A 25,377-nucleotide genomic window follows, 5' to 3' on the forward strand; every position below is an offset into this window, starting at 1 on the left:
TCAACTGATTTTTATTAAAACTTTTCCAGGGGTCACGTGAATTATCTAACAATTACTCTTGACACGTTAAAAAAAACATAATAGCAGATAGTTATACAAGCAAAAAACGCTTGTTGAATCGGCTGTTGGGAGCTTTTATGAATTGCACAAACCCACTTGGGGAAAAGCCCATGCAAAACAGCATCTCTCCATTTTTCGGCCTGGGATTTGATCTTGGCCGGACCATTCGAATGGCCCGGACCATTTCATTTCACAGACCGCACGTCTTTGAGGAACCATTATTCAACCCCCAGCACGTTCTTCCGTCAGGGTTCGAGCTTCTCGTCCTCCTGAACCGGGAGACCGGCGGAAGTTAATCTCAACCATCAAGCAGGAGGGATTATGAAACTAGGTCGAAGGGAATTTATTAAACTTTCGGCGACTGCGACCGCTGTGACCGCTTTTGCCGGTCTCGGCATGAATCTGCAGCCGACCACGGCCAAAGCCCAGTTGCTGAAAATCCACTGGGCCAAGGAAACCACCAGCATCTGCTGCTACTGTTCTGTTGGCTGCGGCGTGCTGGTGCACACCGACAAGTCCTCTTCGGGCCGGTGCATCAACATTGAAGGCGACCCGGACCATCCCATCAACGAAGGCGCCCTGTGCGCCAAGGGAGCTGCTCTGTACCAGGTGGCGGAAAACGAAAACCGCCTCACCAAGGTCATGTACCGTGCCCCCTACACCGACAAATTTGTGGAAGCCCCCTGGGGCTGGGCCCTGCAGCGCATTGCCGAGAAGGTCAAGGAAGCCCGGGATGAGACCTTTGTCCAGAAAAACGACCAAGGCCAGGTGGTCAACCGCACCGACGGCATAGCCCACGTGGGCTCCGCCGAAATCGAGAACGAAGAAAACTGGTACCTGCAGGCAATGCAGCGCGCCATGGGCCTGGTGTATATCGAGCACCAGGCACGTATCTGACACAGCGCCACTGTTGCGGCTCTGGCAGAGTCGTTCGGACGCGGCGCTATGACCAATCACTACAACGACCTCATGAACAGTGATTGCATTCTCATGATGGGGGCAAACCCCGCTGAAAACCATCCCATTTCCTTCAAGTGGGTCATGAAGGCCAAGGAAAAGGGCGGCAAGATACTGAGCGTGGATCCCCGCTACACCAGGAGTTCTACCAAGGCCGACCTGTATGTACCCATGCGCTCTGGAACAGACATCGCCATTCTGGGCGGCATGATCAAGTACATCCTGGACAACAACCTGTACTTCGAGGAATACGTCAAGAACTACACCAATGCCTCGTTCTTAGTGAACCCCGATTACGGCTTCGACAATGGCCTGTTCACCGGATGGGACGCGGACAAAGAAGCTTACGACAAGGATACCTGGACCTTCCAGATGGATGACGACGGCATCCCCAAAAAGGATCCCACCCTGCAGGACCCCAACTGCGTGTTTCAGCTCCTGAAAAAACACTATGAGCGCTACACCCTGGACAAGGCCTCCGAGACAGCAGGATCACCCAAGGACAAGCTGGAAGAATTCTACAAGATGTATTCAGAGACCGGCGCACCGGACAAGGCCGGGACCATCATGTACGCCATGGGCTGGACCCAGCACACGGTGGGCGCACAGATCATCCGCACCATGGCCATGATCCAGCTCCTGCTGGGCAACGTGGGCGTGGCCGGCGGCGGAGTAAACGCCCTGCGCGGAACCTCCAACGTACAGGGATCCACGGACCAGGCCCTGCTGTTCCACATAATCCCGGCGTATATGCCCACTCCCAGGGCCAATCTGGCCACACTGGACGATTACAATGACACCACCCCGACCACCGAGGATCCCAAAAGCGCCAACTGGTGGCAGAACCGCCCCAAGTACATAGCCAGCCTTTTGAAGGCCATGTATCCGGATAAGGACCCCAAAGACAGCTACAAATGGCTGCCCAAACTGGATGAAGACCAGAACGCTTCATGGCTGGTGCTTTTCGACCACATGCTGCAGGGCAAGTTCAAGGGCTTTTTTGTCTGGGGACAGAATCCTGCAGCCAGCGGAGCCAACTCCTCCAAAACCAGAGAAGCCCTGGGCAAACTGGACTGGCTGGTGTCGGTCAATGTGTTTGATAATGAGACGGCCTCCTTCTGGAAAGGACCGGACGTAGATCCCGGCAGGGTCAAGACCGAGGTCTTTGTCCTGCCTCCTGCTGTCTTCTGCGAAAAGGAAGGCTCTGTATCCAACTCCGGCCGCTGGATCCAGTGGCGCTACCAGGGCCCCAAGCCTCCTGGACAGTGTGCCCGTGACGGGGACATCATGCTCGAGCTGTTTACCAGGATCCGGGATCTGTACAAAAAGAACGGGGGAGTATTTGCAGACCCCATTCTCAACCTCAACGAAAAGGATATAGCCAAAGAGGGCAAACAGTTTCCCGAGAGGTTTGACGTGCAGAAAGTGGCCAAGCTCATGAGCGGCTACGATGTCAACTCGGGTAAGCAGGTTGCCAACTTTACCCAGCTCAAGGACGATGGGTCCACTGCATGCGGCAACTGGCTGCACAGCGGGGCCTGGACTGAAGACGGCAATATGATGGCCCGCCGCGACAAGGACCAGACCGATATGCAGGCCAATATCGGCCTTTTCCCCAACTGGTCCTTCGCCTGGCCGGTAAACAGAAGAGTCCTGTACAACCGGGCCTCTGTGGACCAGGACGGACAACCCTATGCCCCGGACAAGGCGGTAATAAAGTGGGAAGACGGCGAGTGGAAAGGTGATGTGCCCGATGGCGGATGGCCTCCGGCTGAAAAACATCCCTTTATCATGCGGGCCGAGGGTTATGGACAGCTGTTCGGACCGGGACTGGCCGACGGGCCGTTTCCGGAACATTACGAATCCATGGAGTGCCCCTTTGAGGAGCATCCCTACTCTGATCAGCTGCACAGCCCCACTGCCCTGTACTTCGAGGAGGAGCTTGAAAAGCACGCTGTGTGCGATCCCCGCTATCCCTTCGTCGGGACCAGCTACAGGGTATGCGAGCACTGGCAGACCGGAATCATGACCCGCTGGGTACCGTGGCTGCTGGAAACCATGCCCCAGAACTTTGCGGAGATCGATCCGGAACTGGCCAAACTCAGGGAAATCGAGAGCGGAGACGAGGTCATCGTGGAAAACCTGCGCGGTAAGATCGAGTGCATAGCCATCGTCACTCCGCGTCTGCAGCCCCTGAACATCATGGGCCAGACACTGCACCAGGTGGGCACCACCTGGCACTTCGGCTGGGTGCATCCCAAAGACGGCGGCGATTCAGCCAACCTGCTGACCCCGTCAGTGGGTGATCCCAACACGTTTATCCCGGAGACCAAGACCTTTATGGTCAACATCCGCAAAAAATAAGGAGGTCTGATTTATGGGTAAGGGATTTTTTATAGATTTGACCAAATGCACGGCCTGCCGGGGTTGCCAGGTGGCCTGCAAGCAATGGCACAAACTGCCTGCTGAGGACACTCACAACTGGGGCTCTTACCAGAACCCCGAGGACCTGTCCTTTATCACCTACAAACTGGTACGCTTTGAGGAACTCGTGGAAAACGGCCAGGTCAAGGACTGGCTGTTCTTCCCGGATCAGTGCCGCCACTGCATCTCGCCTCCCTGTAAGATGGTGGGGGACATGGATGACGAGCAGGCCATCCTGCAGGAATATGAGACCGGCACGGTCATGTTCACCGGCAGGACCAAAAACCTGTTCCCCGATGAGATCCGTCAGTCCTGTCCCTATGACATCCCCAGGGAGGACGAAGAATCAGGAGTCATCTCCAAGTGCGACATGTGCTTTGACCGGGTCACAAACGGCATGCTTCCGGCATGCGTACTCGCCTGCCCCACGGGCAGTATGCACTTCGGCGACCTGGAGGACATGAAGGCCATGGCCGAAGAGAGGCTGGACGAAGTCAAGCAGATATATCCCGACGCAGTCCTGGGCGACCCCAATTCTGTGCGCGTGATCTATCTCTTCCACAGAAAGCCGTCGGACTTCTTCCACTCAGCCGTGGCCAGTCTGCACGGCCCCAAGCGTTTTACACGCAAGGAGGCCTTTGCCAGGCTGTTTAGAAACAACAGGCCCAGAGTATAAACCATAACTAAAGGGGCCGGAACTTGATTCCGGCCCCAGACCCCCGAGGGCAAGAAAGCGCTCCCGGCGCTTTCCTGCCCTCGGGGGTCAATATCTTGCACATTTTTAACCGCCTGCCATATCCATCCTTTTTCCTTGTCAAACAGGCCTGAATGCCTGCATGCTCCCTGAGAGTTAAGTGGATCTCCCTTATTTCTTTTTCTTGCCTTCATGTCCCTTAATGCCCTTCATGGTTAAACCTATTTTGACTTTCAACCCTGAAATGTCAGGTCTTGCATTATGCACACCCTTTGCCTTACTCAGGGGGCAGGCCACTGATTTTGCGGGCCAGAACTATACTTGCATGGGCTTTGTTTTATGGCTATACAAGGCTGACCCTATGATAGACAAGAGCAATATCATCCCGGCCATACTTGAGCGTCTGGAAAATCTTCCCCATGGTCATTACCTGGATATGCGCACCTACAAGCGCAACCGCTACCTGCTCCTGGTGAAAAAAGGCGATGATGATTTCCTGATAATCGAAAACGGCTTTTTCCGGGAACGTTTTGAGCATGTTCCCTTCAAAAAACTGAAAAAACTGCTGAAAACACTTCTCAAGAAAGAATTTCCACGCAGCACCAAGGTCAGGGTATATAATATGGGTATTTTCGAGGAACAGACCGCCCAAAACATTGAGCGCAAGGTTCTGTAAGTGATCAGCTGTCCCGGATAAGACCAAAGACTGTGGGCCGGCTAAACAGGAGATGCTCTGTGGGACTTTTAAGTGTAGACGAACTCAAACCGGGCATGGTTCTGGAACGGGACGTGCTAGCCCCCAACGGCCGGTTACTCCTGGGTACAGGCACGGAACTTACCCCGCGTAATATCACTGTTCTCAAGACCTGGGGAGTGGTGGATGCTCATGTTCAGGGTGATGGTCAGGAGCAAAACTCCCACCAGGAACCCAAGCTTACCAGGGAACTTTTGAACCACACCAGGCAACAGCTGCAGCCTTTTTTTGCCTGCACGGATCTGTCCCTCCCGGCCATGCGCGAAATTTTCAAGCTGGCAGTCTACCAGGCCGCGGGACAGGGCAAGGGGCATTTCGTTTTACCCCCCTCCTGCAATACAGGTGATCAGGCCCCGGACCCTGAAAAGATTCTGGCCGGCCATCCTTTAGTTACAGCAGCGGACATAATCGGTGAGCAGACCAGGCTTGCAACCTTTCCAGATATATATCACCAGATAAATGCAGTACTGCAGTCTCCGCGCAGCTCAGCCACGCACATAGCCAAAGTGGTGGGCAAGGACGCCAGCCTCTCGGGCAAGCTTTTGCGCCTGGTCAACAGCCCCTTCTACGGCTTTCCCAGGAAAATCGATACAATCCCCAGGGCCGTGGCCATCCTGGGCACCAACGAACTGTCCACCCTGGCCCTGGGCATCTCTGTGGTGCATTACTTCTCCGGCATCCCCCAAAGCAGTGTGGACATGAAGTCATTCTGGAGACACAGCATAGCCTGCGGTGTCCTGTCCAGACTGCTGGCTGACAAGCAGCAGGGCCTTTCCGAGGAGACCTTTTTTGTGGCCGGGCTGACACACGACATTGGCCGCCTGGTCATGTTCAACCACCTTCCCGGACCCTGCGGGGAGATACTGGAATACGCAGCCCGCTCCGGCATGCCCCTGTTTCAAGCTGAATCCAGAGTACTTGGTTTTGATCACGCTTTACTTGGCGGTGAACTTTTAAAAAAATGGCATTTCCCCATAAGCCTGGAAAACCCTGTACGCTCTCACCATCAGCCCTGCAGCGCCTTGAACATCCTTGAACCCTCCATCGTGCATGTGGCCGACATCCTGGTCCAGGCCCTGGATTTCGGCAGCAGCGGCAATCTGTTCGTACCCCCGCTCAATTCCACGGCCTGGCAGGAGCTGAAAATGAATAAAACCGTATTTACCTGGATCAAAAGCATGGCCCTGCGCCAGGTATACGAGATAGAAAGAATCTTTCTGGGAGGCACGCATGACTGATGATCTTGAGCAACGCATCAGGTTCCTTGAGGAACAGGTCAACTACCTCACCCAGGAAAAGCGTGCCTCCATGCAGGCCCTGGAACTGGCCGCTTCCATGAGCAATTTTGAAAACAGCCTCAATCAGGTGGACACCCCGGACATGATCCTCAGGGAAGCCGCGGACAGGCTCAAAAAACTCATAGCTTTCAAGTCACTGTGCTTTTTCCTGGTGGATGAACAGGACTCCTCGTTTTATCCTGGATACTGCGAACCTGAAGAGTGCCTGGAAACAATTTCCACAGAAATGCAGGTCCTGGTGGATGACAAGACCTTTGCCTGGGCCCTGGGTCGTAATAAGCCGGTGGTGGTTACCGCCTTGAGCGGGGACCAGCTCATGCTGCACGCCATGAAGACCAGCAGCCGCACCCGTGGGATTTTTTTCGGAGTCCTGGACGGGGAGTACAAAGAGGTCATGGACAGCATCCAGATGCTTGCCACCATCATCTTCATGTCCGTGGCCGGTGCCCTGGAAAGCTTCGAGCTTTACCGCAACATAAGACAGATGAACAACCAGCTGACCCAGTCCAACGCCGAACTGCGCACAGCCAAAGAGGCCGCCCTGGAAGCCTCCAGGGCCAAGAGCGAGTTCCTGGCCAACATGAGCCATGAACTGCGCACTCCCATAAGCTCGATTATTTCCGGGCTGAAGCTTCTGGCTCCCATGGAAGAAGACACTAAGAAGCTGTCCATCCTGAATACCTGCAAGGATTCCGCCGAGGCCCTGCACAGCATTATCAACGATTCTCTGGACCTGGCCAAGATCGAGGCCGGCAAAATTGAACTGATCCCTGAAAACTTCGATCTGCACCACGAACTGGCCAAAAACTTGAATACCTTCAGGCCCCAGGCCGGGACAAAGGGACTGGACCTGCGCCTGCGCATGGATCCAGGACTGCCCCGCCTGGTCCGCGCAGATATGCACAGGCTGGGTCAGATCCTGCGCAACCTGCTCAGCAATGCAGTCAAGTTCACCCGGGAAGGCTGGGTTGAGCTCGGGGCTGAAGTCCTCATAAAGAATGAGAAAAGTTGCGGGGTCAACTTCTGGGTGCAGGATACCGGCATTGGGATTCCAAAAGATGTGCTGCCCAGGCTGTTTGAGGCCTACACCCAGGCGGACGGCTCCTACTCCAAGAAATACGGGGGTACAGGCCTGGGCCTGGCCATCACCAGGTACCTGGTCCGCCTCATGGGCGGCTCCATAAGTGTCCACAGCAAGGAGGGCGAGGGCAGTTGCTTCACCATGAACATCAGCTTTGAACTGCCTCCGGAAGGGCAGGCAGAAGAGGTACAGGACCCGGATGCAGAGGAACAGACGCCTCCCGAGCCCCTGAACATTCTGGTAGCCGAAGATCAAGACCTGCCCCGGATGTATGTCAGGCACATCCTGGAGCAGGCCGGGCACAGGGTTATCGAGGCCCATGACGGGATTCAGGCTGTGGAAGAGGCTTTAAACAACCCCCTGGACCTGGTGCTCATGGATATCCAGATGCCCGGAATGGACGGCATCCAAGCCTCCAGGCGCATCAGAGATGCCCTGGCCCCGCAGAAACCCGCCATTATCGCCCTGACAGCCTATGCCATGCAGACAGACCGCCAGAACTTCCTGGATGCCGGGATGGATGATCACTTAAGCAAACCAGTGCACCCAAAGCTGCTTTTGGCCAAAGTAAATGCTCTGGCCGGTTCAGCCGCCGCTGAGTCTTCCCTGAGTTCCGGAAATCAAGACCCGTTGAAGGACCTTCAGGAAAACGGGCCTGTGAACATGGACCTTGTGCAGGAAATGTTTGAGGACAGCAGGTTCTGGCTGCACCTTGTGCAGCTTTTCACCACTCAGGAGCAGCCGGCACATATTGCCAGACTGGATGAAGTACTTCAGGCCCGGGACGCCCAGAGGATGAAACGGCTGGCCCACACCCTCAAGGGAACCATGAGTACGCTTTGCGCCGAGAGGGCCAGGGACCTGGCCCAAAGCCTGGAAAAAAACGCCGGCCTGGAAAACTGGGCCGGAATAGAACAGGACTGCCAGGCCCTCAAGGAAGAGCTGCAGCGAATGAAAGCTTTTGCTCAGAAGACCGACATCCAGGGCGATGAGTGAAATGCATCAACAGTGCAACGAAGAATTCATTTTTCAAATGGATAAAAGAATTCACAGCTTTTTCATGACCCAAAAAACACCTGGTTACCTGGAAACAACATCGACAGCACCTGCCTCGACCCCCACATAAACCTCGTCGCCCACCAAGATCCCGCTTCTGGCAATATCTTCCCTGCTCACCAGGGACCGTATGGGAAAGCCGATATCCAGCAAAACCCTGATCTGCCCACCTTCGTCGGTCATCTGCAATACTCTGCCCGGCACAACCTGCTCTGAATCAATTACCTGGTCCTTGTTGTAAATACCGATTTTTTCCGGGTGAACCTGGATCCTGCACGGCCCGTCAATGTTCGACTCCACCTGCAGTTCCAGTTTCTCCCTTACAACACAAACCTTTTTGCCGTCTTTCAGGGCAACGTATCCGGGCACAATATTCTCCCCGCCAGGTCCTGTCAGCCTGCCCTCAAACAAAAAGACCCTGTGCTCCGCCAGCCTGGAAGCTTCCAGACGCTTATGCGTGGAAAAAATAACCGTTATCTCTCTTTCTTTGCGGATGCTCTCGATGATCTTCTCTATTACTGCCTGGTTTTCCACGTCCACGCTGGCAGTAGGCTCATCAAAGAGCATTACCTGGGGCGAGCAGGCCATGGCCCGGGCGATGGCTACTCTCTGGGTCTCCCCCCCGGACAATTGATGTGCCGGTCGATGGGCAAAATCCTGCATGCCCACACGCTCTAAGCTTTCCATGGCTGTCTGTCTGCGCTTTGCGGAATTGATCCTCCGCACCTTGAGCCCGTACTCAACGTTTTTGACCACAGTAGTACTGAACATGATGGGGTGCTGATCCACCAGGACCAGCTCTCTGCGGATGGGGGTCAGATAGTTGGCCTTCCAGTTGATCTCCTGGCCCTTGTAAAAGACCCTGCCCTTTGCCGGAGCATTGAGCATGGCCAGGATATGCAGAAGGGTGGTTTTGCCGGAACCGTTGGGGCCAAGCAGGGCATAGCTCTGCCCCGCCTCCAGCACAAGCTCGGGCAGGTCCAGGACAGTGCGCCCCTCGAATATCTGCTGGACATCCCTTAAAACATACAGGCTCATCTGGCACTCCCGTAACGTCCCTGCACCAGCTGCATAAAGATATTCATAAACAGGCTGATTGATAAAAGAACAATCCCCAGGCCCAGGGCCAGTATGAATTCACCCTTGTTGTGCTCTAAGGCCATGGCCGTGGTCATGGTCCGGGTGAATCCCTTGATATTTCCACCCAGCATCATGGCAATGCCGATTTCTGCTATGGCCCGGCCAAAGGCGGCTATGATGGCGGCCAGGATCCCGTAGCGGGCCTCCTTGGCTATGGACAGGGAAGTCTGCCACAGGTTCGCCCCCAGGGTCATGGCTGTGCGCCTGTAGCGGGAATCTATCCGGCTGACCGCTGCAAGGGTGAAGGTGGTCACCCAGGGCGTGATAAGAATAACCTGGCCCACCACTATGGCCCAGGGGGTATACAGCATGCCTAGATCGCCGAGGATCCCCCGCCTGGACAGAAAAGCGTAGACAAAGAGCCCGATAACCACAGTGGGCAGGGCAAGCAGGGTATTCAGGATGGTGATTACAGCCCTTTTTCCCCGAAACTCTTTAACCGCCACCAGAAAGCCCAGGGGAATACCCAGAACGGAAGCTATCAGGGTTGAGAAGAAGCTTACATACAGAGATATGTAAACGATAAAATACAGCTCCGGATCCAGGGACCAGAGCATACGCACCGCTTCAGCCAGGCTGCTGATTAAAAAGCCTTCCATTAAATTAAATAAACCCTTTGATATCAATTATTGCTGTTCACCGGAATATCCAAAAAATCCGGTGAACAGGTTTTTTTATCGCTCCCACGCTCTGCGTGGGAGCGTAGCCCGACCGCTCCTGCGGTCATTGTGGACGCGGAGCGTCCGGGGAATGTTCCCACGCAGAGCGTGGGAACAATAAGACAAGGCTCTCTATTCTGCCGGGGAGCTTGTTATTCATATACACCGGCTCGGTGGATATGAATATTTGCTTCTCCCCTCCCAAGCTCTGCGCCTCTAAGGCCGGCAGGCCCGGGCGTGAGATATTCTATTCTTTACGTGATCTGTGAATACTTTAAGTAGAATATGGTGGATAGATGCGTTGCATCTTACTTTGCATCTGGAATAAAAAGCTGTGAGCCAAGAAGTTCGTAGGACCCAATGACCTCCTGTCCACGCTCGGAAACCAGCCACACCGCGAATTCCTTAGCCAGATCATATTTCACGTGGGGGTGTTTCTCCGGGTTAACCGGAATCACCCCGTAAGGGTTCTCCAGCATGTCTCCGCCCTCGTAAACGATCTCCAGATCATATTCTGCATCCCTGCCGTACTTGTACTGCAGATAGGTTCCCCTGTCCGCAAGAACGTAGCCGTTCTTTTCCTCGGCAAAGAGCAGCGCTTCTCCCATGCCCTGGCCTATGGAAAAATACCAGCCCGCTCCGTCTGCCGGCTCACTGGAAGCGGTAATCTCCAGCCCGCTTTCTTCCCAGAGCTGTTTTTCCCTGCCGTGGGTACCGCTGCCATCGCCTCTGGAAACAAAAGGCTCCCCGGCATCTGCAATAAGCCTCATGGCCTCGGCAACGTCTGCAGCGTCCCCGATGCCTGCCGGATCCTCTTCAGGTCCGACAATAATAAAATCGTTGTACATTACATAATAGCGCTTGGTGCCGTAGCCATCTTCTACAAACTGATTTTCCCTTTCCACATCATGGACCATGACCACGTCGGCATTGCCGTCCATGCCATCGCGCAGGGCGGCGCCGGTACCCTTGGACATGACCCGCACTGTTATTCCGGTATCTGCCTTAAACTCCGGAAGAAGATGGTCCAGCAGACCCGAAGCCTCGGTGCTGGTGGTGGTGCTCATGGTGAGCACCCTGTCCCGGTCCTGGACCTGGTCGCCATGGCACCCGCTCACACCCAGAAAGGCGGCCAACAGTAAAAAAAGTGAAATCCTGACCATCCTGACCTCCTGTCCGGTTTCAGGCTGCAGTGGTGTATAGTAGCATGCATTCGAACATAGTAAATTTATGTTAAAAAAAACATAGGCTGGAAGACACTGTGTTCTGAATAAAAAAGTTGATTACAGGGGAAGGCTATAAGGCAGGGCTAAATGCTTTAGCACGGACTGCTCCCCTCCTTGGTTAAGGAGGGGCTGGGGGTGGTTCGTTCTAAATGAATGCAGTTTTTAAATTTACTTTTCAGGCCCGGCACCTTTAAACAATTCCTGAAGTTCCCGGGCCTCTTTCCCGGCAATTGTCTTCATCCTGTTGCGCCAGGAATTGAAGGCGTTTAAAATCTCCCTGGCCCTGGAAGTAAGCTCGTAACGCCGGGGCTGCTCACCGCTTAGAACCACCAGGTCAAAGCCCAGGATATCCTGGGTCTTTTTCAATTTGCCCCAGGCCGCACGATAGGACATGCCCAGGCTTTTGGCCGCCTGACGCAGGGATCCGTGCTCTTCAATACCTTCCAGGAGCAGCGCCCTGCCCTGACAGAAAATGGTCTCGCTGCCTGTATGGAGCCAGACGCTTAGACCCACATCATACTTGCTTTTCATGACCTCTCCATTTAAGGGGCTTTATTTTCAGGTTGCCAAATACGCCTTGCAGGGTTATTAAGCCTGCATGTCAGCCATCAAGGACTTCATAAACGAGCATGACCGGTTTGCCCGCATGTCCGGAATCGAGCTGGTGGAAGTTAACCAGGGAAGCGCCCTGGCCCGCATGACAATCCAGGAAATGCATTTGAACGGCCTGGACATGGTGCACGGCGGAGCACTGTTTACCCTGGCGGACCTGGCTTTTGCCGCGGCTTCCAATTCCCGCGGCCAGGCCGCGGTGGGAATAAACGCCTCTATAAGCTACATCCGTCCTGCCAAGGCCGGTACTGTACTTTCAGCCCAGGCCAGTGAGATTTTTTCCCACAGAACTTTGTCCGGGTACAGCGTAGAAGTCAAGAACGACCAGGACAAACTCGTGGCAACCTTTCAGGGTACAGCCTTTAAAAAGGATTTCCCCCTGGTTCCAGGGGCATAAGTATCAAAGCCGACAGGAATCCGACATGTCCATTCGCCACCTGGCCCAGGAAATATACCGGTTGGAAAAGGAAATTTCCAGGCTCGAAAAAGTCCAGGCCGCAGCATCCGGCCAGGATATGCAGGATCTGAGCTTTGAAATAAGCAGGTTGAAGAAGCAGCGCGATGAATTGAAGGCTCGTCTGGAATCCCGAAAGGAAAAACCCAGGTTTTAGGCGCTTTTTTGTCCTGAGGCATATGTATATCGCTTTGCATATCGCATGGGAACCGGTCCTGTCTGCACTATTTTCATAATAAGCTGCAGCTTTCTCCCAAAAAAATCAGTACTGGGTGCCTGACCCTGTCTTCTTTAGAAGCGATAAGCGGATACTTTCTTCAGCCATTAACAGATAACAGATAACAGATAACCGATAACCTTTAGGTCATACACAAAGATAAAAAATGTTTGATATTTCTTACTTAGTCAACCAGGTAATCCCAATGGTCATCCCCCTTCTTCTGGGGGTCACCCTGCATGAAGTGGCCCACGGCTACACTGCCTACCGCTTCGGCGATCCAACAGCCAGAAACGCCGGGCGTCTTTCCCTGAACCCCGTGCGTCACGCTGATCCATTCGGCACAGTTCTTCTGCCTTTGCTGCTTATACTCATGAAAAGCCCATTCCTGTTCGGCTGGGCCAAACCTGTACCTTTCAACCCCTCCTATTTCCAGGATGCCAGGAAAGGCATCTTCTGGGTGGCCCTGGCCGGTCCCACGGCAAACTTTGCCCTGGCCGTGGCTTTTTTCCTGCTGCTGCAAGGCCTGGCCATTATGCAGCCTGTACTTGACCCCGGCAATTCCGGATACCTGCAGCCGGTAATGATGGTGGCCTATTTCGGGATCTTCATAAATATCATCCTGGGGATTTTTAACCTGTTCCCCATCCCGCCCTTAGACGGCAGCAAGGTGCTGGCCACGTTTCTGCCCGGGCGCATGGCCGGGCAGTACATGCAGCTGGAAAAATACGGCTTTATCATTATTATCCTGCTGCTCTTTCTGGGCGTATTTCAGACTGTCTTCGGCCACGTGATAAATTTCGTTAACAGCCTGCTGTTCTAAACAGCCGGTAATTTTTTGCCCGCATACAGCATGTGACTGCAAAAAGTCATTTTTGTCACGCGAAGACGCGTGACAGACGTCAGAGATCAGAGGTCCCCGGTGAAACACCCCAAAGGGGACCCCGGTTTCACGGGGCAAGCAGGGGTCAGTAAAATCAAAGCTTTATGTAGATTGTTGATTTCTGAATTTTTCATTTCCCGACTTTTTGCAAGAGCATCATACAGCTGTAAAAAATTAACTGATAACCTTTAACTCTCAAGTCAGACAGGTAATAAATCTATGCGACAAGGCGGTGAAAAACGGGTGGTGTCCGGGATGCGGCCCACAGGACCACTACATCTGGGACATTACTTCGGAGTGCTGCAGAACTGGGTGGATTTTCAGGAAAACTATACCTGCTACTATTTTGTTGCGGACTGGCACGCCCTGACCAGCGAGTACGCTGAGCCCAGAAAAATCAAGCCCTTTGTGGCCGAGCTGGTCAAGGACTGGATCGCCTCCGGTCTGGACCCGGAAAAGTGTGTCCTCTTCCAGCAGTCTCTCATCAAGGAACATGCAGAGCTGAATCTTCTGCTGAGCATGATCACACCTCTGGGCTGGCTGGAGCGCAACCCCACCTACAAGGAGATAAGGCAGGAGCTCATCAACAAGGACCTGAACACCCACGGCTTTCTGGGTTATCCCGTGCTCCAGGCCGCAGACATTCTCATCTACCGCCCGGACTTTGTCCCTGTGGGGCATGACCAGCTTCCCCACCTGGAGCTGACCCGGGAAATCGCCAGACGCTTCAACCACCTGTACGGAGACTTCCTGCCCGAGCCCCAGGCCAAGCTGACAGAGTCCGCCAAGCTGCCCGGCCTGGACGGGCGCAAGATGAGCAAGAGCTACGGCAACTGCATCTACCTCGGAGAGGAGATGGAGACCATCCGGCCCAAGGTCATGAGCATGCTCACTGATACCAGCCGCATGCGCAAAGCCGATCCCGGCGACCCCGAGGTCTGCAACCTGTACCCTTATCACCGGCTTATGACCCCGGAAGAGACCTGCCGGGAAATCCGGGAAAACTGCACCCAGGCCAAATGGGGTTGCGTGGACTGCAAAAAGCTGCTTTTGACCCACCTGGAAGAATTCCTGGCCCCCATACAGGAAAGAAGAAGGCGGATGGATGACCACCCGGAGCTTCTAAGTGAGATACTGAACACCGGCAATACCCAGGCCAGGCATGAAGCAGCCCGGACCATGGAACTTATCCGGGAAAAGCTGGGCTTTGATTTTTAAGATACGCCTGCAAAAAGTCGGATTATGAGTAATTCAGCAATGAATCGAACTCCTAAGCTTTGTTTTTACTGACTCCTGACCCCTGTCTCCTGACTCCCGCGACTGCAAAAAAAACTTTTTGCAGTCGCATCTTTTAAATGACCGTCGTCTTCACAGCAAAATTTTTCAAAATAATTCGGTCCCTCATGTTCCTGTGCCCTGTTAGTTAAACCATGGTGTTCAGCATGGACCCCTGGCCCGGCATTCCAGGCATGGGTCCTGCTCCTGGTCCCGCACCTGCTGAGTTCATTCCCGCCGGAGCTCCAAATGCCGATCCACCTGCAGGCATGCCCTGCATCGGGCTTGCACCTCCCATGGGCTGAGGCTGAGTGGCACCCGGCATGCCGATACCAGGGGACTGCTGCGCCCCGTCTGCCAGCGGCATATTGTTTACTGTTTTTTGAGCCTCTTCTTCCAGGGACATTTTAGCCGGCTCCTTATTTTTCATCTCCATGGGATTCTGAGACTTTTCCGGAGCAGGCTTTTCAGGTCTGCCTGTTTTCGGGGCGTTCAATTCATTGTTTTTGTCTGTTGTTTCTGGTCCTTGGGGCTTTTTGACCTGGTCTTTTTTCTGGACGTCATGCCCCATTGATCCCAGGCTTACTCCCCCTTCGATTTCCGCCATAAAGCACCTCCATTGTTTGTTGATGAGGGACCGAAAATTTAAAAAGCTGGTAACAGCTCAGCCGTCTACATATGGCATGGGGACCGGGTCTTCCCGCACTGATTTTTTAAAAACTCAGCCATCCTTCAGAAAAATAAGTACTGGGCTGCCTGCCCCCAGTTTTCCTTAAAAAAGGCTGAACTGTTACAAAAGCTGTAACGCTTTCTCATTGCATGGTCAGCGTAACTGGTACACCCGGCACTGCCGGCTTGCCCTTGGTCACGCTCTCTGCGTAAAAAAACAAAAGGCCCAGAGGCTAAGTCCAGGGTCAGAAAAAAATTCCGCAAACGATAACCAACGTCTCACACTTTTTATGACTACATAAACCTCGAAAAAATCCCTGCCCAGGCCCACCCCAATCGGGCTCACCCAGCCTGCCCCCCGGTATTTTTTTCCCAACAGGGCCTTCTATATGAATATCAAAGCAACAGCCATGCCCTTCAAAGCAATAAGATCGTGAATACTTGAATTTCTACTTTTTATCTGTTTAATACGAACAATTATAATTTTGTGTGGAATGAAAAAACAATGTCAGTTTGTACTGCATACACAATCTTAATCTTTTACAGGACTATTAAGTGCCTTTATGACACACAAGCGGTTATACAGACATGTATTGACTATTTTAAATCACAGGAAATAAGACAATAATTTCTAAAGGATAAATGAAATTTATCGATGATTGTCAAATCTGGCACAACCATTGCTTTACGAAAGGAGTGATCAGTACAGGTTTATAACGAAAACTCGTATTTGACATTTTTTTTACTTATATTTTATCATTCAACCGGCATGTGCCTCAATTCACAATGCCATAAACACATAAGGAGGTGTAGTTATGAGAAAATCTGTTGTCATCGGTACGGTGGTCGCCTTTTTTTTCGGCTTCCTGGTGCTTCCGAGCATTTATGCAGGGCTCACCACTCAGCACGAGGAAAAGGATCAGGACATGGAGTACGAATTCGGCTCATATGCGGACGAATGGATGCTCTATGCCCCTGAAGAGTACGTGGAAGAAGAGGGGGAGATGGAATATGACCCTGTTCCTTTCTCGCACACAGTGCACGGGGATTATGACTGTGGCGAATGCCATCACGACGAGCAGGGTGAACCCTTGGATGAAACCAACGAGATTACAGGCTGCATGAGCGAGGGCTGTCACGACATGGCAGTGGCTGAAGATGCTGATGACGAAAGAGACATCAGGTACTTCGAAAAGGCCTATCACGACCAGTGCATGGACTGCCACCGCGACATGACCAGGGAAGGTGAAGAAACCGGTCCAGTAGCATGCAATGATTGCCATACAGGCGGCGAATAAGTCCTGGAACAAAAAAGGGGAGTGCTTGCTCCCCTTTTTACCAGCTTAGCTGATACGCCTGCAAAAAGTAAGTTCTGCAGGCGTATCGTTTAAACCCTGACCCCCTGCACGATAGTATCAGTCCAGCGATTCAGGTGCTTCCACCTCTACCTCCTCAAGATCATAAATTATCTCCGCCAGCCTCTGGGCCACCTCGGTGGGCACATCGGTCTGACCGCGTCCGCCCAGAAAGCTGGCCAGAAACCTTTCCAGTTCCACAAAAAAGGCCAGCCTGTTCTGCGGTCTGGCAAAACCGTGCCCTTCATCCGGGGCCACCAGGTACTGCACCACCTGACCCTGGTCCCTGAGGGCGGCTACTATCTGGTCTGACTCCCGCTTGGGCACCCTGGGGTCATTGGCCCCCTGAGCCACCAGCAGCGGGGCCTGGATATTCTCAGCCGAAAAAAGCGGGGACTGCTCCTTCAGGCGTTGCCTGTCCTCCGGATCTTCAGGATCACCAACCCTTAGCTTGAAGGACTTGAGTATGGGCTTCCAGTACTCCGGCACAGATTCTATCAGGGTAATGATATTCGACGGCCCGACCATGGAAGCCCCTGCGGCGTAAAGATCCGGGGTGAAGGCCAGGCCGGCCAGGGTAGCAAAACCACCGTAGGAGGCCCCGTAAATACCTACATGATCCGAGTCTACAACACCCTCTTCAATGAGATGCTTCACTCCATCGGTGATGTCGTGCTGCATGTAGCCCGTGCCCCACTCTTTGTTGCCGGCATTCAAAAACTCTTTTCCAAATCCGGAAGAGCCCCTGTAATTTGGCTGCAGCACTGCATATCCCCGGTTGGCCAGAAACTGTGCCTGGGGATCATAACCCCAGTAGTCCCTGACCCAGGGACCTCCATGGGGCATGACCACCAGGGCCAGGTCCTCCGGCTCCACACCCCTGGGCAGGGTAAGGTAGGCCGGAATCTCCAGCCCGTCCCGGGCCTCGTACCTTATAGGCTCCATGCTGGCCAGGTACTGAGTAGGCAGGTCCGGCCGGGAACGATAGAGCAGATCGACCTCTCCGGAGTCCCGGTCATACAGATATACCGAGCCGGGATCAACGTCGCGGCTGACGCTGATGATCCACATGTCTTCATCCTGGGTCCTGGAACGAAAAGTTATATCGCCTTCAGGGAGCATGGCCCTTATCCTTTCGTAATCCTCCTTGAATTCATCTTCGTGAAAGTAAACCCGCTCTTTATCACCGTCGTAGTAGGTGGCCAGGAGCTCGTCAGTAACCCGGGAAAATATGGCCCCTCCAAAGTCAACCTCTCCTTCGGGGTCTTTTTCCACAAGTTCTTTATCACCGCTTTGGGGATCAAAAAGAACCAGCCTGGTCAAATCTGCATCGCCCCTGTTGGTTACCAGATAAACCCGGTCGTTGTCATAACCCCGCGGCAGATGTGCTATTCTGGCGCTTTCCCCGAAATCCACCCGGTAGACCTGCTCCAGTTCACCTTCTTCCAGCTTCAGGATTTCTGTGCCCCCATCAGGAGTCTCTCTGGATGCAAACCTGATGCGACCGTATTCATCCACCTTCCAGCTGGTAATATTGTGCTCGTTTTTAAATATCAGCTCGCGCTCGCCGCTTTGAACATGAATCTTGTAAACATCGTGCAAAGCAGGATCGCGGTTGTTCACCGCAACCACGACATACTCCGGTTTTTCCTCTGGCCTGGCTATCACCCTGGTCTGGACCCCTTCGTAGTCTGTCAGGGCTCTTGATTCAGGCACATCAGCATCCTCAGCTGTTTCCCCCGCAGGATCCACGGCATACAGGTTGAAATTTTCATCCCCCTGTTTATCCTGGGCATAAAGAATATTTTCACTGTCCCTGCTCCAGAAAAACATCCTTATGGGATGCTCGTCGTCGGTCAGGGGCCTGGCTTCTTCAAAAGAATCTTCCCGGTCCTTGACCCAGATATTCATCACCCCCTGGAACTTTTGCCTGAAGGCTATTTTTTCTCCATCAGGAGATATTGTTGCGCTGTCCATTTCCGGGTCATCGAAAAAAAGCTCCCTGTCCAGAAGAGGCGGCAGATCCTCAAGATAATCCAGCTTGTTACCGGACTCTCCAAGGGCATTAACAGGAAATGCAATCGTCAGACATGCAAACACTGCAAACCATAACAAGACCGTAAGACTTTTCATTAAGCTTCCTCCGTTGCAACTTATTTTATAAAAGACAGCAAGGCGTTTCCCCTGTTTTCTTTAATAGTGAGGATCATAATCCCATTTTTTACTTTCGAGGTCAAAACCTCCATGGGCAGCCTGGATTTTATTTCAGGCCTTATGCCTGCTGCAACCCCATGGCCCATTGCTATGCCAGAATTGCACACAAAGGTTCCTGGCCGGACAATAAAAGCTTTACCTCCTGCAGAATTCAAACCGCCAACCCCCTGGAACACAAGAATAAAAACAGCTGTAATTCTCTTGGCATGAACGTTGCTAATAAAATATTAAAGAAGCTTCAAGGCTTAATATATAACAGGCTTTAACTATTGCAAAAGCCTGTTATATCTTATTTTTGTGAGCCGGCTGCAAAGCCGCCCTCATTCTGCTCTGCAGATTGAGCCGAATTTTCAAATAAAAACCGGAGGTACTCATGTTTTCACAGTTTACAAACAAAATTCTAAGCATCACTTTTGTATTGATGCTGGTTCTCGGCCTGGGGCTCAAAGCCCAGGCCCAGGAAGGCTACCAGCCTGATTCCCCTGGCGACCCAGGAGCTGAAGATCCAGGAGCTCCTGATGCACCTGAACCACCCGCTGGAACCCAGGAACCCGGGGCTCCCGGTGAACAGCCTGGAGCACCTGGAGAGCAGCCTGGTGCTCCTGGAGAACAACCCGGAGCACCTGGAGAGCAGCCTGGTGCTCCTGGAGAACAACCCGGAGCACCGGGTGAGCAACCTGGGACTCCTGGAGAACAGCCGGGCGCACCGGAAGCTCCTGAAGGCTACCAGGCTCCTGACGCCTACGACCCTCCCGAAGGGTATGAACCTCCTGAAGGATACGAACCCCCGGAAGAGCAGGAACCTGGTGATGAACCGGCATTCTGATAACTTTCAAATTTTGCCTCAAAAGTTTGCAGCCTGACAAGCAGGTGCAAAGCAGGCAAAAGAGGTTGAGCGCTCTCATACAGCTCCTTCCTCCTTATTACCGGAAACACCGGTAAACAGCACAACCTGGCGGCTGCAGCGTCCATGAACAGCTGCAGCCGCCCAAAAATACTCGATTTCCCTGCATAAAGCCCTGCATGTCTTAAACCCCCTTCCGCCCCGGAAGTGCTCTCGCCAAGTCCATTGAAAATACTGGAAAATCGTAACCATTCAGGACCCCTCGGTGTTGATTACTGGCACAGGCCTGGGAACTGTCCCCAGGCACGCCAGAGGCGTGATTTCGGTACCCTCCTGAATGGTTACGGAAAATCAGTCACCTGTGCATCAGCCTCGTTATCTTAAAAAGACCGGCTGAACAGGCAGATTTTGTAAAGCTGCAAATATGGGTGGTGCACCAGCTTCAGCCATACTGCGCAAGTGCACACTTTTAAAGTGTGTCATTTTTGTCATATGTGCATATATCACTTGGAAGATAATTTTATGCTGAACTGCAATAAAAAAGCAATAAGCCCGCCCCAGGCATCCAAAAAGACCAAAAAATAAATCAGTGGCACAGCAGTTGCTGGAAGAGAGATTCAAGCTAATGCTTATTTCTGATCAGCATTCAACTAAATTAAACTATGGAGGTAAATATGTATCAGAAAACAGGACTTAAGGTATTTGGTCTGGCTGTAGTAATCATGTTTGTACTGGGAATGGCTTTCAAGGTCGGAGCCCAGCAGGAATACCAGCCTGATCAGCAACAGCAGCAGCAACAGCAGGAGTATCAGCCTGATCAGCAACAGCAGCAGGAAATGATGCAGCAGGAGGCTCCTGAAGTGGACCTGAGCGATGCTGAACTGGACAAGGTGGCCGAAGCCTATGAGGCTGTTACCGAAGTAAGGGAAGAATTCCAGGCCGACCTGGAAGGAATTGAGGACCCTGAACAAGCTCAGCAGATGCAGGAAGAAGCCGGTGAAAAAATGGTCGAGGCCGTAGAGGACCAGGGCCTTGAGGTGGAAACTTATAACCAGGCCATGGAAGCTGCCCAGGTTGACGAAGAACTGAGAAACGACCTGCTGGACAGACTGGACATGGAACAGGCCTACTAACAGGAGCATGGACATGAGGCTCATGAAAATACTTCTGACACTGGCCGCGGTTCTTATGCTCGCTTTTTCCATGGGCTGCGGGCCGCAGCATGAACCTGCCGGTGCCCCCGGCGGATACGAACAGCCTGACCCTGAAGGTTATGAAGCACCCGAGCGCGGTGAACCAGGACAGGAACCTGGACAGGAACCCGGGGCTGAACCGGGTGCTGAACCCGGCCAGGAACCGGCATTCTAACTTAAGAATTCAATAAACTTTGGAGGTAACGTATAATGTGGTATAAAGGTTTTTTGCTGACCCTGGCTGCAATACTTATGCTGGGCTTTTCCATGGGGTGTGAACCCGATCATGAAGATCCCATGGAGGACCCCGGTGCACCTGAAGGGTACGAAGAACCCGCACCTGAAGAGTATGAGCCACCCGAAAATGATGAATATGGTGAACCCGGAGAGGAAGAACCTGGCTTCTAAACCAGGTCCACTTCTCCTCATGCTAAACCCCTCCTGACAGCGAGGCCCTCCATACGGGGGGCCTCAACTCTTGCCTCCTCTCTACTGCCTTTTTGCTTTCGTAAGTTTATCAGGTCAGATCCCTCAGGCGGTGCCTGAACAGCTTGTGCACCAGAGACAGAAAAAGAATGCTGACGAGAATGGTCAGGGTGACTGTGACCGAAATTCCGTGCAGAGCAACTCCCAGGGCGGTTCCCGAAGCGGGTGGATGCTCCATATCCAGGACCACCATGGCAAAGATGGACAGACCTACAGCCAGGGAAAGAATCATGGCCATGGGGATTGTGGGCGGATTTTCCAGGATCATAATGGCTGCAGAAGCAAGAAAACCGCACAGCATGCCGATAATATGCCCGCCTATAACGTTTCTGGGCTTGGCCGTCAGGTAGCCGGGCATGGTAAACACGATAAAGGTTGTTGCCCCGATGGAGGCAATAATCACCGGCTTTTCCTGTATGTTGATGATCATCATGAGAGCAAACAGGGCCACTGTAGCTGCCAGACTCTGAAATACGTAATGCTGCCAGTACCTTCTGAATTTGGTCAGCCTTAATCTCAGTTTTTTAATTATCATCCATCCCCCCATACTTTGCAGGGCACCCTGCTTTCCCGGACAGCACAAAAACAAAGAGCAGAAATGCTTTGAGCCTTTAGAAAGCAGCCTGGTGAGTGGATGCTTAGACCAGTTGAGCTGACTTGACAACCGGGGCAGTTCCGTTAAAAAAACTTTCGAAAGCGGCCTGAATATTTATGATAGCCGTCTTTTGCACAACATTCAAACGGAGGGGTAAAATGAAAAAAGTATTAGCGTGTTTGTTTTCGGCAGTGCTTATGGTAGTTGCAACAGCTTGTTTCACGCTGAAGGAACCAGACCTGGCCCAGGCAAGCACAGAGATCCGGCTGGCCCATGTGGTCAATGAAGAAGACAGTTTTCACATTGCGGCCATGAAATTCAAAGAAATCGTAGAGGAGCGCACCGACGGGGAGATTTCCATCTCCATTTATCCCAATGCCCAGCTTGGCGACGAAAGAAACCTCCTGGAAGGCATGCGCATGGGCACTGTGGACATGGGGGTCATCACCAACGGTCCAGTGGCCAACTTTGTGGAGGAAATCGCAGTCCTTGAACTGCCCTTCCTTTTTCCCAGCCGGGAGGATGCCTATGACATACTGGACGGCCCCATTGGCAGCGAATTGCTGGATAATCTGAAAAGGGTCAACCTCAAAGGCCTGGCCTATGCCGAGCGGGGCTTTAGAAACCTGACCAACTCCAAACGTCCGGTGCACACTCCTGAGGACGTTTCGGGCCTGAAGATCCGGGTCATGGAAAACCCGGTGTACATAGATACCTTCAGGGCCCTGGGAGCCAACGCTGTACCCATGGCCTGGACCGAGGCCCTTACTGCCATGCGCCAGGGCACCATTGACGGACAGGAAAACCCGGTCAATGTCATTCATGCCTTCAAGCTGGACGAGCAGCAGGATTACCTTTCCATGACCAGACATACCTATGCCCCGGCTATTTTCGTAATGGGCCAGATGAACTGGCAGGGCCTGTCCCCGGAACAGCAGGAAATATTCGTCGAGGCTGCCCAGGAAGCTTCAGAGCATGCACGGCAGGTAAACTTTGAAATGGAGGAAGAGCAGCTGCAGGAACTCCAGGAAAGGGGCATGCAGGTCATCGAGGAGCCGGACCTGGAAGCCTTCCGCAGCGAGGTGCACTCGGTGTATGATAAATACGGGGATGATTTCGGGGAATACCTGGAGCGCATCCTGGATGAGCTTTAACCTCCCGGCATCCCCGAAAAGATACTTTCTGGACAATTAAAACACATACAGAAGGTTGACAGCCTTGACAGGCAAAATAATAAACGGCGTCGATGCACTCTGCAGCCGCATTGACGCCGTTGTAGGCATAATTGCTTTTTGCGCCCTGCTGACCATGATAACGGCCATCAGCATGCAGATAGTTTTCCGGGTATACTTCCAGGCCCTGCCCTGGTCAGAAGAGCTTTCCCGGTACATGCTGGTCTGGCTGACCTTTCTGGGCGCAACCATGGCCTATCGCAGGGGCCTGCACATTACAGTCACCTTTGTGGTGGGACTGTTGCCGGATATAGTGCGCCGCCTCATCCGTACAGCCACCATTGCAGCCTCTATTTTCTTTTTCGCCGCAGGCATGTGGTACGCACTGAGCTACATAGAGTTTCAATCCGGACAGGTGACAGCATCTCTAAGGCTCCCCATACCACTGATCTACTCGGTGATGCCTTTTTCTTTTGCCGTCATGATCCTCTACGGCCTGCACGCCCTGCTCCTGGAAATGTTTCCCGGGCATCAGCCCGGCTACAGGGGGAAAAAAGCCGAAGGGCAGGGCCAGGACAGCCAGCCCCGGGACGGGAATAAACAATGGCCCTGATCCTGTTCACCTCTTTTCTGGTTCTCTTGTTTCTGGGAGTGCCCGTGGCCATTGCCATTGCACTGGCCTCCATGGTCATTCTCATGCAGGAAGGCGTGCCCTTGATGCTTGTGGCCCAGAGGATGTTTTCCGGCACTGACAATTTCTCCCTCATAGCAGTCCCCCTTTTCATTCTGGCCGGGGACATCATGGCCAGAGGCAGGATTTCCGAGAGGCTGGTGGAATTTGCAGACGCTCTGCTGGGTTTTTTAAGGGGTGGACTGTCCATTGTGGCGGTCATGGCCGGGATGTTCTTTGCGGCTATATCCGGATCCGGGGCAGCCAGCACTGCCGCCATCGGCTCTTCCCTGGTCCCGGAGCTGAAACGCAAAGGCTACTGTGAAACCAGCTCCGCCTCCCTTATAGCCGCCTCCGGCACCATAGGTGTAGTTATCCCCCCGTCCGTGCCCATGATCCTGTATGCGGTAATGGCCCAGGAATCAGTCAGCCGCCTTTTTCTCAACGGATTTATCCCCGGGGTCATCATGGGCCTGGTATTAATCGTCATTGCCATCCGCCAGGCATACCAACGCGACTATCCCCCCGGGTCTCCGTTCAGTGTTGCCAACATAGCCCGCACCTTCTACAGGGCCATCTGGGGCCTGCTTACTCCCTTTATTATCCTGGGAGGCATATTCTCGGGTTTTTTCACCCCTTCCGAGGCTGCGGTCATTGCGGTGAATTATTCCCTCATCGCCTCCCTGTTCATTTACCGGGACATGGGCCTTAAAGATATCTACCGCATCATGCGCCGCTCCATCATAACCACCGGGGTAATCATGTTCATCATAGCCACCTCTTCAGTCATGAGCTGGGTGCTGGCCAACTGGAACATACCAGCCATGATAGCCCAGTCCGTGCTGGAGATATCCACCAATCCCTACGTGCTGCTGTTACTGATCACCCTGCTCATCCTGGCCACCGGGATCTTCGTGGAAACCGCCTCGGCCCTGATCATACTTACCCCGGTACTGCTGCCCCTGGTCAAGCTGCTGGACATCTGCCTTGTACATTTCGGCCTGATCATGGTCATGGGCCTGGCCATCGGCATGATCACCCCGCCAGTGGCCATAAACCTTTACGTGGCTTCATCCATCACCGGCCTGCCCATAGAAAGAATATCCCGCTCGGTCATCCCCTTTCTCCTGGGCCTGCTCCTGGTCCTGTTCATCGTGGTCTACCTGCCCCTGTTTGTTCCGGTTATTTTTTAAAATTGTGCAGATTGACCACGCGAGGCGCGTGGCAGGCTCAGCCAAAGGGAAAAGAACCGGTTCCGGATGAAAACGAATTGTCATGTTCAAGTCAGCGCTGCAGGGTTTAACACCTGCCGGTACAGCCGGATGTACCTGCGGGTCATTTCTTCCAGGCTGTGCTCCCGGACTACGTAGGCCCGGGCCTTGCTGGTCA

At 53.2% G+C, this 25,377-nt stretch carries 26 protein-coding genes; 18 read left to right on the forward strand and 8 right to left on the reverse strand.

The genetic code is table 11. The annotated features are described in order from the left end of the window. The first annotated feature begins 170 nt into the window (after positions 1–170). The 6 genes from D5S03_RS00805 to D5S03_RS00830 all read left to right on the forward strand — a co-directional run bounded on the left by D5S03_RS00805 (position 171) and on the right by D5S03_RS00830 (position 8,264). Entirely contained in the window at positions 171–356 is a 186-nt protein-coding gene (locus D5S03_RS00805) for a hypothetical protein (RefSeq protein ID WP_144311481.1), read from the forward strand. Between the two features lie 25 nt (positions 357–381). Beyond that, entirely contained in the window at positions 382–3,381 is a 3,000-nt protein-coding gene (gene fdnG / locus D5S03_RS00810; protein ID WP_008869637.1) for a formate dehydrogenase-N subunit alpha, read from the forward strand. 13 nt (positions 3,382–3,394) lie between these two features. Continuing rightward, positions 3,395–4,117 (forward strand): 4Fe-4S dicluster domain-containing protein, encoded by a 723-nt coding sequence (locus D5S03_RS00815; RefSeq protein WP_287042395.1) that lies wholly within the window; start codon positions 3,395–3,397, stop codon positions 4,115–4,117. A 379-nt stretch (positions 4,118–4,496) separates the two neighbouring features. Further along, positions 4,497–4,811 (forward strand): hypothetical protein, encoded by a 315-nt coding sequence (locus D5S03_RS00820; protein ID WP_008869639.1) that lies wholly within the window; start codon positions 4,497–4,499, stop codon positions 4,809–4,811. A gap of 59 nt (positions 4,812–4,870) precedes the next feature. Beyond that, complete coding sequence (locus tag D5S03_RS00825; RefSeq protein ID WP_287042396.1) at positions 4,871–6,127, forward strand: HDOD domain-containing protein; 1,257 nt, start codon at positions 4,871–4,873, stop codon at positions 6,125–6,127. Beyond that, the gene (locus tag D5S03_RS00830) at positions 6,120–8,264 is read left to right on the forward strand and encodes an ATP-binding protein (protein ID WP_287042397.1); all 2,145 of its coding nucleotides are present in this window, start codon (positions 6,120–6,122) and stop codon (positions 8,262–8,264) included. Before D5S03_RS00825 ends, D5S03_RS00830 begins: the two co-directional genes overlap by 8 nt. A gap of 84 nt (positions 8,265–8,348) precedes the next feature. Here D5S03_RS00830 and D5S03_RS00835 read toward each other — a convergent pair whose 3' ends face one another. The 4 genes from D5S03_RS00835 to D5S03_RS00850 all read right to left on the reverse strand — a co-directional run bounded on the left by D5S03_RS00835 (position 8,349) and on the right by D5S03_RS00850 (position 11,880). After that, on the reverse strand, positions 8,349–9,362 hold the full coding sequence (locus D5S03_RS00835) for an ABC transporter ATP-binding protein (protein ID WP_287042398.1): 1,014 nt from the start codon (positions 9,360–9,362) through the stop codon (positions 8,349–8,351). Further along, positions 9,359–10,063 (reverse strand): ABC transporter permease, encoded by a 705-nt coding sequence (locus D5S03_RS00840; RefSeq protein ID WP_287042399.1) that lies wholly within the window; start codon positions 10,061–10,063, stop codon positions 9,359–9,361. The genes D5S03_RS00835 and D5S03_RS00840 overlap by 4 nt, the downstream gene beginning before the upstream one ends. 368 nt (positions 10,064–10,431) lie before the next feature. After that, complete coding sequence (locus D5S03_RS00845; protein WP_287042400.1) at positions 10,432–11,286, reverse strand: ABC transporter substrate-binding protein; 855 nt, start codon at positions 11,284–11,286, stop codon at positions 10,432–10,434. 231 nt (positions 11,287–11,517) lie between these two features. Further along, positions 11,518–11,880 (reverse strand): winged helix-turn-helix domain-containing protein, encoded by a 363-nt coding sequence (locus tag D5S03_RS00850; protein ID WP_287042401.1) that lies wholly within the window; start codon positions 11,878–11,880, stop codon positions 11,518–11,520. Positions 11,881–11,947: 67 nt separating this feature from the next. On the opposite strand from D5S03_RS00850, the gene D5S03_RS00855 reads away from it, so the two are divergent. From D5S03_RS00855 to trpS, 4 genes are all read left to right on the forward strand, one after another. Next, positions 11,948–12,358, forward strand: coding sequence for a PaaI family thioesterase (locus D5S03_RS00855; protein ID WP_008869646.1), 411 nt, complete (start codon positions 11,948–11,950; stop codon positions 12,356–12,358). A gap of 25 nt (positions 12,359–12,383) precedes the next feature. After that, the gene (locus tag D5S03_RS00860; RefSeq protein WP_008869647.1) at positions 12,384–12,572 is read left to right on the forward strand and encodes a hypothetical protein; all 189 of its coding nucleotides are present in this window, start codon (positions 12,384–12,386) and stop codon (positions 12,570–12,572) included. Positions 12,573–12,798: 226 nt separating this feature from the next. Beyond that, complete coding sequence (locus tag D5S03_RS00865) at positions 12,799–13,455, forward strand: site-2 protease family protein (RefSeq protein ID WP_008869648.1); 657 nt, start codon at positions 12,799–12,801, stop codon at positions 13,453–13,455. Between the two features lie 279 nt (positions 13,456–13,734). After that, positions 13,735–14,733: a tryptophan--tRNA ligase gene (gene trpS / locus D5S03_RS00870; protein ID WP_008869649.1), complete on the forward strand. Its 999-nt coding sequence runs from the start codon at positions 13,735–13,737 to the stop codon at positions 14,731–14,733. Positions 14,734–14,938: 205 nt separating this feature from the next. On the opposite strand, the gene D5S03_RS00875 is transcribed toward trpS, so the two are convergent. Continuing rightward, complete coding sequence (locus tag D5S03_RS00875; protein WP_008869650.1) at positions 14,939–15,397, reverse strand: hypothetical protein; 459 nt, start codon at positions 15,395–15,397, stop codon at positions 14,939–14,941. A gap of 877 nt (positions 15,398–16,274) precedes the next feature. Here D5S03_RS00875 and D5S03_RS00880 point away from each other — a divergent pair. Then, a complete protein-coding gene (locus D5S03_RS00880; RefSeq protein WP_287042402.1) occupies positions 16,275–16,757 on the forward strand; it encodes a cytochrome c3 family protein in 483 nt (160 codons plus the stop codon). Between the two features lie 117 nt (positions 16,758–16,874). On the opposite strand, the gene D5S03_RS00885 is transcribed toward D5S03_RS00880, so the two are convergent. Then, positions 16,875–18,947 (reverse strand): S9 family peptidase, encoded by a 2,073-nt coding sequence (locus tag D5S03_RS00885; RefSeq protein ID WP_008869652.1) that lies wholly within the window; start codon positions 18,945–18,947, stop codon positions 16,875–16,877. Positions 18,948–18,967: 20 nt separating this feature from the next. Continuing rightward, complete coding sequence (locus D5S03_RS00890; protein WP_144311482.1) at positions 18,968–19,183, reverse strand: hypothetical protein; 216 nt, start codon at positions 19,181–19,183, stop codon at positions 18,968–18,970. Between the two features lie 218 nt (positions 19,184–19,401). On the opposite strand from D5S03_RS00890, the gene D5S03_RS00895 reads away from it, so the two are divergent. The 4 genes from D5S03_RS00895 to D5S03_RS00910 all read left to right on the forward strand — a co-directional run bounded on the left by D5S03_RS00895 (position 19,402) and on the right by D5S03_RS00910 (position 21,473). After that, positions 19,402–19,854 (forward strand): hypothetical protein, encoded by a 453-nt coding sequence (locus D5S03_RS00895; protein WP_083803953.1) that lies wholly within the window; start codon positions 19,402–19,404, stop codon positions 19,852–19,854. 692 nt (positions 19,855–20,546) lie between these two features. Next, a complete protein-coding gene (locus D5S03_RS00900) occupies positions 20,547–21,005 on the forward strand; it encodes a DUF4168 domain-containing protein (protein ID WP_008869654.1) in 459 nt (152 codons plus the stop codon). A 13-nt stretch (positions 21,006–21,018) separates the two neighbouring features. Beyond that, positions 21,019–21,240, forward strand: coding sequence for a hypothetical protein (locus tag D5S03_RS00905; protein WP_287042403.1), 222 nt, complete (start codon positions 21,019–21,021; stop codon positions 21,238–21,240). A gap of 35 nt (positions 21,241–21,275) precedes the next feature. Then, a complete protein-coding gene (locus tag D5S03_RS00910; RefSeq protein WP_008869656.1) occupies positions 21,276–21,473 on the forward strand; it encodes a hypothetical protein in 198 nt (65 codons plus the stop codon). 109 nt (positions 21,474–21,582) lie between these two features. Here D5S03_RS00910 and D5S03_RS00915 read toward each other — a convergent pair whose 3' ends face one another. After that, positions 21,583–22,086, reverse strand: a complete 504-nt coding sequence (locus D5S03_RS00915) for an HPP family protein (protein ID WP_008869657.1) — start codon at positions 22,084–22,086, stop codon at positions 21,583–21,585. A 257-nt stretch (positions 22,087–22,343) separates the two neighbouring features. Here D5S03_RS00915 and D5S03_RS00920 point away from each other — a divergent pair, with 257 nt between their 5' ends. From D5S03_RS00920 to D5S03_RS00930, 3 genes are all read left to right on the forward strand, one after another. Further along, positions 22,344–23,300, forward strand: coding sequence for a TRAP transporter substrate-binding protein (locus D5S03_RS00920; protein ID WP_287042404.1), 957 nt, complete (start codon positions 22,344–22,346; stop codon positions 23,298–23,300). A 64-nt stretch (positions 23,301–23,364) separates the two neighbouring features. Beyond that, positions 23,365–23,931 (forward strand): TRAP transporter small permease, encoded by a 567-nt coding sequence (locus D5S03_RS00925; protein WP_008869659.1) that lies wholly within the window; start codon positions 23,365–23,367, stop codon positions 23,929–23,931. Beyond that, positions 23,922–25,181, forward strand: coding sequence for a TRAP transporter large permease (locus tag D5S03_RS00930; RefSeq protein WP_008869660.1), 1,260 nt, complete (start codon positions 23,922–23,924; stop codon positions 25,179–25,181). Before D5S03_RS00925 ends, D5S03_RS00930 begins: the two co-directional genes overlap by 10 nt. The last annotated feature ends 196 nt before the right edge of the window (positions 25,182–25,377 follow it).

The organism is Desulfonatronospira sp. MSAO_Bac3, assembly GCF_003838035.1.
GTDB classification, from domain to species: domain Bacteria; phylum Desulfobacterota; class Desulfovibrionia; order Desulfovibrionales; family Desulfonatronovibrionaceae; genus Desulfonatronospira; species Desulfonatronospira thiodismutans.